This is a genomic window from Crocosphaera sp. Alani8 (genome assembly GCF_038442745.1).
GTDB lineage: Bacteria > Cyanobacteriota > Cyanobacteriia > Cyanobacteriales > Microcystaceae > Crocosphaera.
In genome coordinates this window covers 1-6,601 of sequence record NZ_JARVCN010000188.1, presented here as the reverse complement: position 1 = coordinate 6,601, position 6,601 = coordinate 1, and the positions used below count along the sequence as shown (strand labels likewise).

The window sequence follows — 6,601 nt, the reverse complement described above, 5'->3', positions numbered from 1 at the left end:
GAACTGCTGATTGCTGACTAATTTAAGTTTTTATGTACTGATGCAAGATGTCAGTAAAGGAACTTGCCTAGAAAAGAATTAGTCCAAGGGGACAGATGTTTAGTCCCAAACTTTTTAAGGAAAAGTTTAGATTCTTGTTTTTTCAACCGTCCTCCTATGCTTTCAGTTAGGGTTGTACTGAAGATAAGAACTATGGGGTGAACAAAAAGCGGAACTTGTATTATCCTTTTACATAAGACTATGTTCAGCCAGAAAAATTGCCAAGTACAACCTTTAATGGAATTGATGGAGTATTAAACCAAATCTGATAAAGTAAAAAAGTTATCTCAAACTCAGAAAAGATTCTAAAATTCTATAATCAGAATTAGTATACATATCCCTATAAAATAAAATGTGAGGTTAGTTTTGATGAAATCATTAATCCGTTGGAGTGCCACTGTAGGTTTATTAGGTAGTACATTGATAGGGACTTGGTTTGCCCAAATGCCCAAAGTATTAGCCCTTCCCGAAGCCGAAGTAGTCAAGGTTTTGCAAGGGGTACCAGTTTTTACCATCACAACAGAAGACGGTGGCCCCTTGATCGCCAATCTAGATGATCAGAAGGTAACACAAGTTTTCATGAGCCAAAAAGATGCGAATGAATTCTTGAGTAAACTCAAAGAAACTCAACCAGAAATAGGCAATAGAGTAAAGGTACAACCGGTTTCCCTGGGAGAAATTTATCGTTTCGCTTTAGCCAATAACACGGAAACAGAATCTCTACGATTTGCCTATGTTCCTATGCGAAGCGCAGTAGAGTCAGCCAAAAAGTTATTAAGCGATAACGGACAAGAATATCAAGGAGGGGTTCCCCTATTCATCCTTCGAGGAGGTCCTGATAATAGTATTTTGACCATTCAACAGGACAATCAAGAGGTTATACCTTTCTTCTTTGAAAAAGCCCCCATTCAGGCTATCGCCGAAAGAATGAAGCAAGATCAACCCGAGATTGCTGAAACCATGCAAATTGAAGTAGTGGCCCTCGAAAATATCATCGGTTCCTTACACAGTAACGACGATGCCATGCTAAAACAAATACAGTTAGTGCCTTCCCAAGAAACCATCAAATTTATTCAAGACGCTATCAAATCTCAGCAAAGTCAGGGTGAATAAAATAGTAGTCTAATCACCACAAAAAATCCCCAGATATCTAAATTTGGGGTTTTGTCGTCCATAAATTTGTCATACAGACTAGCAAAAACGGCATGAACAATATAATTCGTTGGAGTTTAACCGCGGGACTTTTATTTAGTCCTCTTAGTCACCTTAGCTTTATGCAAGCAAACCCAGTGTTTGCTTTACCCCGATCAGAAGTTGTGGAGTTTCTCTCGGGAATTCCTGTTTATACTCTATTGTCTGAAGATGGATTACCAATCGGCCGACAAATGGACAACGGTAGCGTTGTGACTCCTATATTTATGAGTCGTCGGGAAGCGGAAGCCTTTGCTGCGGAGTTACGGAGAATAGATCCTGAAGAAGCTAGATCTTATCGTATTCAGGTTCTTCCCCTCAGCCGCATTTATGAGATTGCATTACAAACCTCAGACAATTCAGCACGTTTATTCCTGGACTATATTCCCAGTAGCGCAGAATTGCAATTTGCCCGTCAATTAGCCAATGAAAACGGTCAGAAATATCCTGGAGATGTTCCTTTATATATAGCTAGAATTGAATCCGATCAATCTTATTTGACTATCAAACAAAACAACGAAGAGTTTGTTCCTGTCTTCTTTGAAAAGGCTACCATTGAGGGATGGATCGAGACAGTTCCCCAGTCGCAACCCCAACTCTCTCAAAGTATAAGCATTAACATTATTTCTTTGAGTGGTTTGATTGCCAATTTAGAGAAACACGATAATCAATTACTGAGAAGTTTGCGGTTTTGGCCATCGGAAGAAATGATGCAAATTATTCGCTCTAATTCTCAAAATCAACCACAATAAATGGAATATGACCCGTTTGTTCCACACTTCAGGTGAAGCATTAGACCAATGGTATCATTGGGCCAAACAAGAAGCGATCGCAGTGGATATCCCCACCACAGAGGTAGACTGGTTACTTCGGGAGATAAGTTCGTTAGATGCTTTATCTTTGCGCTTAGGGTTATTCAAAGAGCGATCGCAAATCCTTCTAAAATATTCCTTAGAGGAATTAACCCAGTTATGGCAACTTCGGGTTAAACAGAAAGTTCCTTTACAATATTTAGTAGGGGTGACTCCTTGGAGACAGTTTTCCCTGAAAGTTTCTCCAGATGTCTTAATTCCTCGACCTGAAACGGAATTAATGATTGATTTTGCCCTTGAAGCTGCTCAAAACAGTCCTAACCCTCATTTAATGTCCGGTCATTGGGTGGATCTCGGCACAGGAAGCGGTGCGATCGCCCTTGGGTTAGCAGATAGTTTTCCCCACGCAACTATTCATGCAGTGGACACTAGCAGTAAAGGATTAGCCATTGCCCAAGAAAATGCCCTTGAACAAGGGTTAGCTGAGAGAATTAACTTTTATCGAGGATCGTGGTGGACTCCCTTAGAACGTCTAAAAGGACAAGTCAGCGCAATCATATCCAACCCTCCCTATATACCCACTTCCTTGCTATCTCAACTACAACCAGAAGTTAAAGAACACGAACCCCTGCTTGCTTTGGACGGGGGAACAGATGGTTTAGACGCAATTCGTTATCTTATTGACACTTCCCCTAATTACCTAGTTTCTGGCGGCATTTTTCTAGTAGAAATGATGGCCGGACAAGGGGAAACAGTCAAACAATTATTAGAAGCATCTTGCCATTATCGGTCTATAGAAATTTTACCAGATTTAGCAGGAATTGGTCGTTTTGCTCTAGCTTATACTCATATCTTGCACCTTCAATAAAACTGGCTAGTTTGTAAGCGTTCAGCTATCAGCCATCAGCTGAAAAAGATCAATCTCTATCATCTACTGTGAGTAAGATTAAACGAATGCTGAACCCTGTGCGATAGCGCCGGAACGGAGTGAGGAACTGCTGACTAATTTAAGTTTTCCTATACTGGTGCAAGATATCAGTTATAGTTGTGGTTGACATAAGTTAAATAAGACAACAAAAGACGCAGATATTTAGGAATGTCACGCTAAAACCCCATGTAAAAAAATATCAGCAATACCTTCTGCCATTTCTTGTAAAGCTTTAGGAGAACCTTCAGGAGAGATAATTGTATCTGAAGAAAAACCAGCGATCGCAAACATTCCTAAGAAAACTTGAGCGACAATTTTAGGATTCATCTGTCGATAAATACCTTTTTCCATAGCTGTTTCAAAGAAAGCTTCTGCCACATCAGTCATTTTAATAATAACTTCTGATTGTATTTTTTCTCGTAATTCTGGGTGAAATTGTGCCTCAATAAAACACACTTTCAATAAATCATTATTTTCCTGCATTCTTAATACCCGTCTCCGCATTACTTGGTGTACTGCTTTATAGTTTCCCATCTCGCTTAATTCTGTTAATAAGTCGGTTAAAATCTCAATCCATCCTTGAGTAGCGACTTCTACTAAAATAGCTTTTTTATTGGGAAAATAACGAAATAAGGTTCCTTCTGCTACCTTTGCTTTTTTTGCTAAGTCTTTTGTAGTTGTACCATCATAGCCTTTATCTGCAAACAGACCTAAGGCTACCTTAAGAATGCGGGATCTAGTATCTTCTTCTGAATGAGAAGCATTAAGGGTTTTGGAGACAAAAGTAGAGGTAAAACCTGACATTATTAAAATTATTAAGCATAACAACTCAGACTATTTTCTCCTACAAAGGGCTAAATTTTTAAATATCTTCACAAAATGTTGTTTTGTCGCTCCCATAACAGGAGATAATGAAACAGTATGCCATTGATGGACTAAGCATTATTTTCTACTTATGACTAATTCAACCACAGAATATACCGTACCAGATGATTTTACTAGCACCGAAATTCCCCATAAGGAAGCTATAGAAACGGTCATCGATAGCCTACAGCAAAACGATAGTGCTATGGTACATCACGATGGTCAAGGATACCTTTGGAAGTTCCAATACGGTAGCGTAGAAACCTATGTTCAGTTAACAGGAGAAAACGAAGAAGATTTATTAACTGTTTGGTCCCCAGTATTAACCCTTCCTGCTAAAGATGAACTGGGTTTAATGCGAAAAGTATTGGAGATGAATGGTGAAGAAACCTTAGAAACTCGCTTTGGAATCATCAATAATCAAATTGTTGTTTTAAGTCAGCGTACTGTAGCAGATTTATCCCCAGGAGAAATCTCTCGCGCTATTACTTTGGTTGCCACTATTGCAGATGATAATGATGAAAAATTAATTGAAACATACGGCGGAACCGCTGTGACTAATTAATGATTTTGGGGATGAGAAAATTTAGAAATGTATCGAGTTAAACAAGAGAGTGTATCTTGCACTTTGAGGGATGGAATTCGTCTGGATGCTGATGTTTATCGACCCCAGAGCAACGAGTCTTTTCCTATTTTATTAATGAGACAACCCTACGGGAGAAAAATAGCCTCAACAGTGGTTTATGCTCATCCCATTTGGTATGCTTCTCAGGGGTATATTGTGGTTATCCAAGATGTCAGGGGAAGAGGGACATCTCAAGGAAAGTTTAATTTATTTACTAATGAAATAGAGGACGGTTTCGATACTATAAACTGGCTTTCTAATTTTCCAGGTAGTACAGGAAATATAGGAATGTATGGGTTTTCTTATCAAGGAATGACCCAATTATTCGCTGCTTCGTCTCAACCAAAGGCATTAAAAACTATCTGTCCTGCAATGGTTGCTTACGATTTATACCACGATTGGGGGTACGAAAATGGGGCATTTTGTTTACAAACTAATTTAGGTTGGGCGATACAATTAGCAGCAGAAACAGCCAAATTACAAAGGGATAATATTGCTTTTAGTAAACTCCATCAAGCATCCCAAAATTTACCTTTATCTGACCCCATTATTGCCTATCCAGATTTGATGCAAGAGTACGCCACAGATTCTTTTTATCATGACTGGATTAATCATCCTTATTTCGATGAATATTGGAGTAATTTGTCTCCCAAAACATTGATAGATAAACTAGATTTGCCCATGCTACATATTGGGGGATGGTTTGACCCTTATTTACGGGGAACTATTAATCTATATAATGCTATGAAAAGTCGGAGCAACTATCCTCAAAACCTGCTAATCGGTCCTTGGGGTCATATTCCTTGGGGGTCAAAACTGGGAAGCCAAAACTACACAAAAGCTGCCATTAGTTTTGTGGATAAATATCAAATTGATTGGTTCGATCATTTCCTCAAAGGTAAAGAAATAGACTATTTATCTTCTCAACCTATCTCTTTATTTGAAATGGGGAGTAATCGGTGGCAATATTCTCAAAGTTGGACAACAACTGCCCACAAAAACTATTATATATCTAGTCAGGGTTTAGCTAATGTGCAAGAAGATAACGGTCAACTAATAGATACAATTCCTGATACTAATATAGAAGATATCATAATTCACGATCCTTGGCGACCAGTTCCTTCTTTGGGTGGTCATGCTAGTATTCCATCGGGATCTTTTGACCGTTCTCAATTAGATACTCGTTTCGATATTCTAACTTATACTTCAGAACAGTTAAAAGAAAATTTATCAATTAGTGGGACACCTTCCATTGAAATTTACTGTACAGCAGATACCACAAGCTTTGATATTTGTGCAGTTTTATCAGAAGTTAAAACAGACGGAAAAGTTTATAATTTTAGTCAAGGTTATGCCAGAATTAATGCAAATAAATTGCCTATAACTATTCCTTTACAACCTACTTGTATGCAAATTAAGAAAGATAGTTGTATAAGACTTAGTTTAAGTGGTGCTTGTTTTCCAGCTTATACTTTGAATACAGGAACAGGAAAAACAGCCAACGAAGAACAATTAATTGATGCTCAGATTATCACCATAAAAGTGTGGAGTAAATCCGAAAATATAACGAAAATAATATTACCAATAGATAACTAAATAATTCTCTTTAAAGTCCCAGCTTTTCAAGTAAGAATTAATAATACTTCAGTCTTTCAAGCGTCTTTTTAAGATAAGAAGTTAAAATTAAAATGTTAGTGGGAACGACACCAACAAGAGTCAGTCATGATTAATAAAAGATATATTGTTAACCTAGATTCAATATAAATTATCTAATAGCATTCCATGATTCAGAGGTTTAGTAAATTTTTAATCATTCTGCTATGTACGGGTGTGTTATTGACATTGTTCATAACCAGACCACTAGCTACGGTAGCACAATCCCTTCCAGGTTTAAGCTTATCTCCCAATGAAATTACCACCGAGTCCTATGTTCCCATTTTCACTAGAGGGAATTTAGATATTGCCCCAGTATTTTTGGATGGAAAAATCATCGGAGGTGTGTCCTCTTTTATCGAATTAAAGTCAGATAACCAGAACAATGAGCCTAACTCCTATGGAGCAAACACTCGTTCCCACTTGATTCACAGCAAGTGTATCTTCTCAAAAAGCCAGGGGTCACTCGCTGCGAAAACTTAGGCCAAA

General features: G+C 38.0%; 7 protein-coding genes. 6 read left to right on the top strand and 1 reads right to left on the bottom strand.

Going from position 1 to position 6,601, the window contains the following annotated elements:
* Nucleotides 1-408: 408 nt before the first annotated feature.
* From P9B04_RS12180 to prmC, 3 genes are all read left to right on the top strand, one after another.
* A complete protein-coding gene (locus tag P9B04_RS12180) occupies nt 409-1,152 on the top strand; it encodes a Tic22 family protein (RefSeq protein ID WP_342055260.1) in 744 nt (247 codons plus the stop codon).
* Nucleotides 1,153-1,244: 92 nt separating this feature from the next.
* Nucleotides 1,245-1,982 carry a Tic22 family protein gene (locus P9B04_RS12175; protein ID WP_342055259.1) on the top strand — a complete coding sequence of 246 codons (738 nt, stop codon included), beginning with the start codon at nt 1,245-1,247 and terminating at the stop codon, nt 1,980-1,982.
* A 7-nt stretch (nt 1,983-1,989) separates the two neighbouring features.
* Nucleotides 1,990-2,910 carry a peptide chain release factor N(5)-glutamine methyltransferase gene (gene prmC / locus P9B04_RS12170; RefSeq protein WP_342055258.1) on the top strand — a complete coding sequence of 307 codons (921 nt, stop codon included), beginning with the start codon at nt 1,990-1,992 and terminating at the stop codon, nt 2,908-2,910.
* 231 nt (nt 2,911-3,141) lie between these two features.
* Here prmC and P9B04_RS12165 read toward each other — a convergent pair whose 3' ends face one another.
* Nucleotides 3,142-3,774 carry a TetR/AcrR family transcriptional regulator gene (locus P9B04_RS12165; protein WP_342055257.1) on the bottom strand — a complete coding sequence of 211 codons (633 nt, stop codon included), beginning with the start codon at nt 3,772-3,774 and terminating at the stop codon, nt 3,142-3,144.
* A gap of 151 nt (nt 3,775-3,925) precedes the next feature.
* On the opposite strand from P9B04_RS12165, the gene P9B04_RS12160 reads away from it, so the two are divergent.
* The 3 genes from P9B04_RS12160 to P9B04_RS12150 all read left to right on the top strand — a co-directional run bounded on the left by P9B04_RS12160 (nt 3,926) and on the right by P9B04_RS12150 (nt 6,595).
* The gene (locus tag P9B04_RS12160; protein ID WP_342055256.1) at nt 3,926-4,399 is read left to right on the top strand and encodes a YbjN domain-containing protein; all 474 of its coding nucleotides are present in this window, start codon (nt 3,926-3,928) and stop codon (nt 4,397-4,399) included.
* 27 nt (nt 4,400-4,426) lie between these two features.
* Complete coding sequence (locus P9B04_RS12155) at nt 4,427-6,055, top strand: CocE/NonD family hydrolase (RefSeq protein ID WP_342055255.1); 1,629 nt, start codon at nt 4,427-4,429, stop codon at nt 6,053-6,055.
* Between the two features lie 246 nt (nt 6,056-6,301).
* A complete protein-coding gene (locus tag P9B04_RS12150) occupies nt 6,302-6,595 on the top strand; it encodes a hypothetical protein (RefSeq protein WP_342055254.1) in 294 nt (97 codons plus the stop codon).
* Nucleotides 6,596-6,601: the final 6 nt, after the last annotated feature.

Excerpts from the sequence above, each read along its gene's own strand:
- P9B04_RS12180 (WP_342055260.1), top strand. The coding sequence starts at position 409 with ATGAAATCATTAATCCGTTGGAGTGCCACTGTAGGTTTATTAGGTAGT.
- P9B04_RS12175 (WP_342055259.1), top strand. The coding sequence starts at position 1,245 with ATGAACAATATAATTCGTTGGAGTTTAACCGCGGGACTTTTATTTAGT.
- prmC (WP_342055258.1), top strand. The coding sequence starts at position 1,990 with ATGACCCGTTTGTTCCACACTTCAGGTGAAGCATTAGACCAATGGTAT.
- P9B04_RS12165 (WP_342055257.1), bottom strand. The coding sequence starts at position 3,774 with ATGTCAGGTTTTACCTCTACTTTTGTCTCCAAAACCCTTAATGCTTCT.
- P9B04_RS12160 (WP_342055256.1), top strand. The coding sequence starts at position 3,926 with ATGACTAATTCAACCACAGAATATACCGTACCAGATGATTTTACTAGC.
- P9B04_RS12155 (WP_342055255.1), top strand. The coding sequence starts at position 4,427 with ATGTATCGAGTTAAACAAGAGAGTGTATCTTGCACTTTGAGGGATGGA.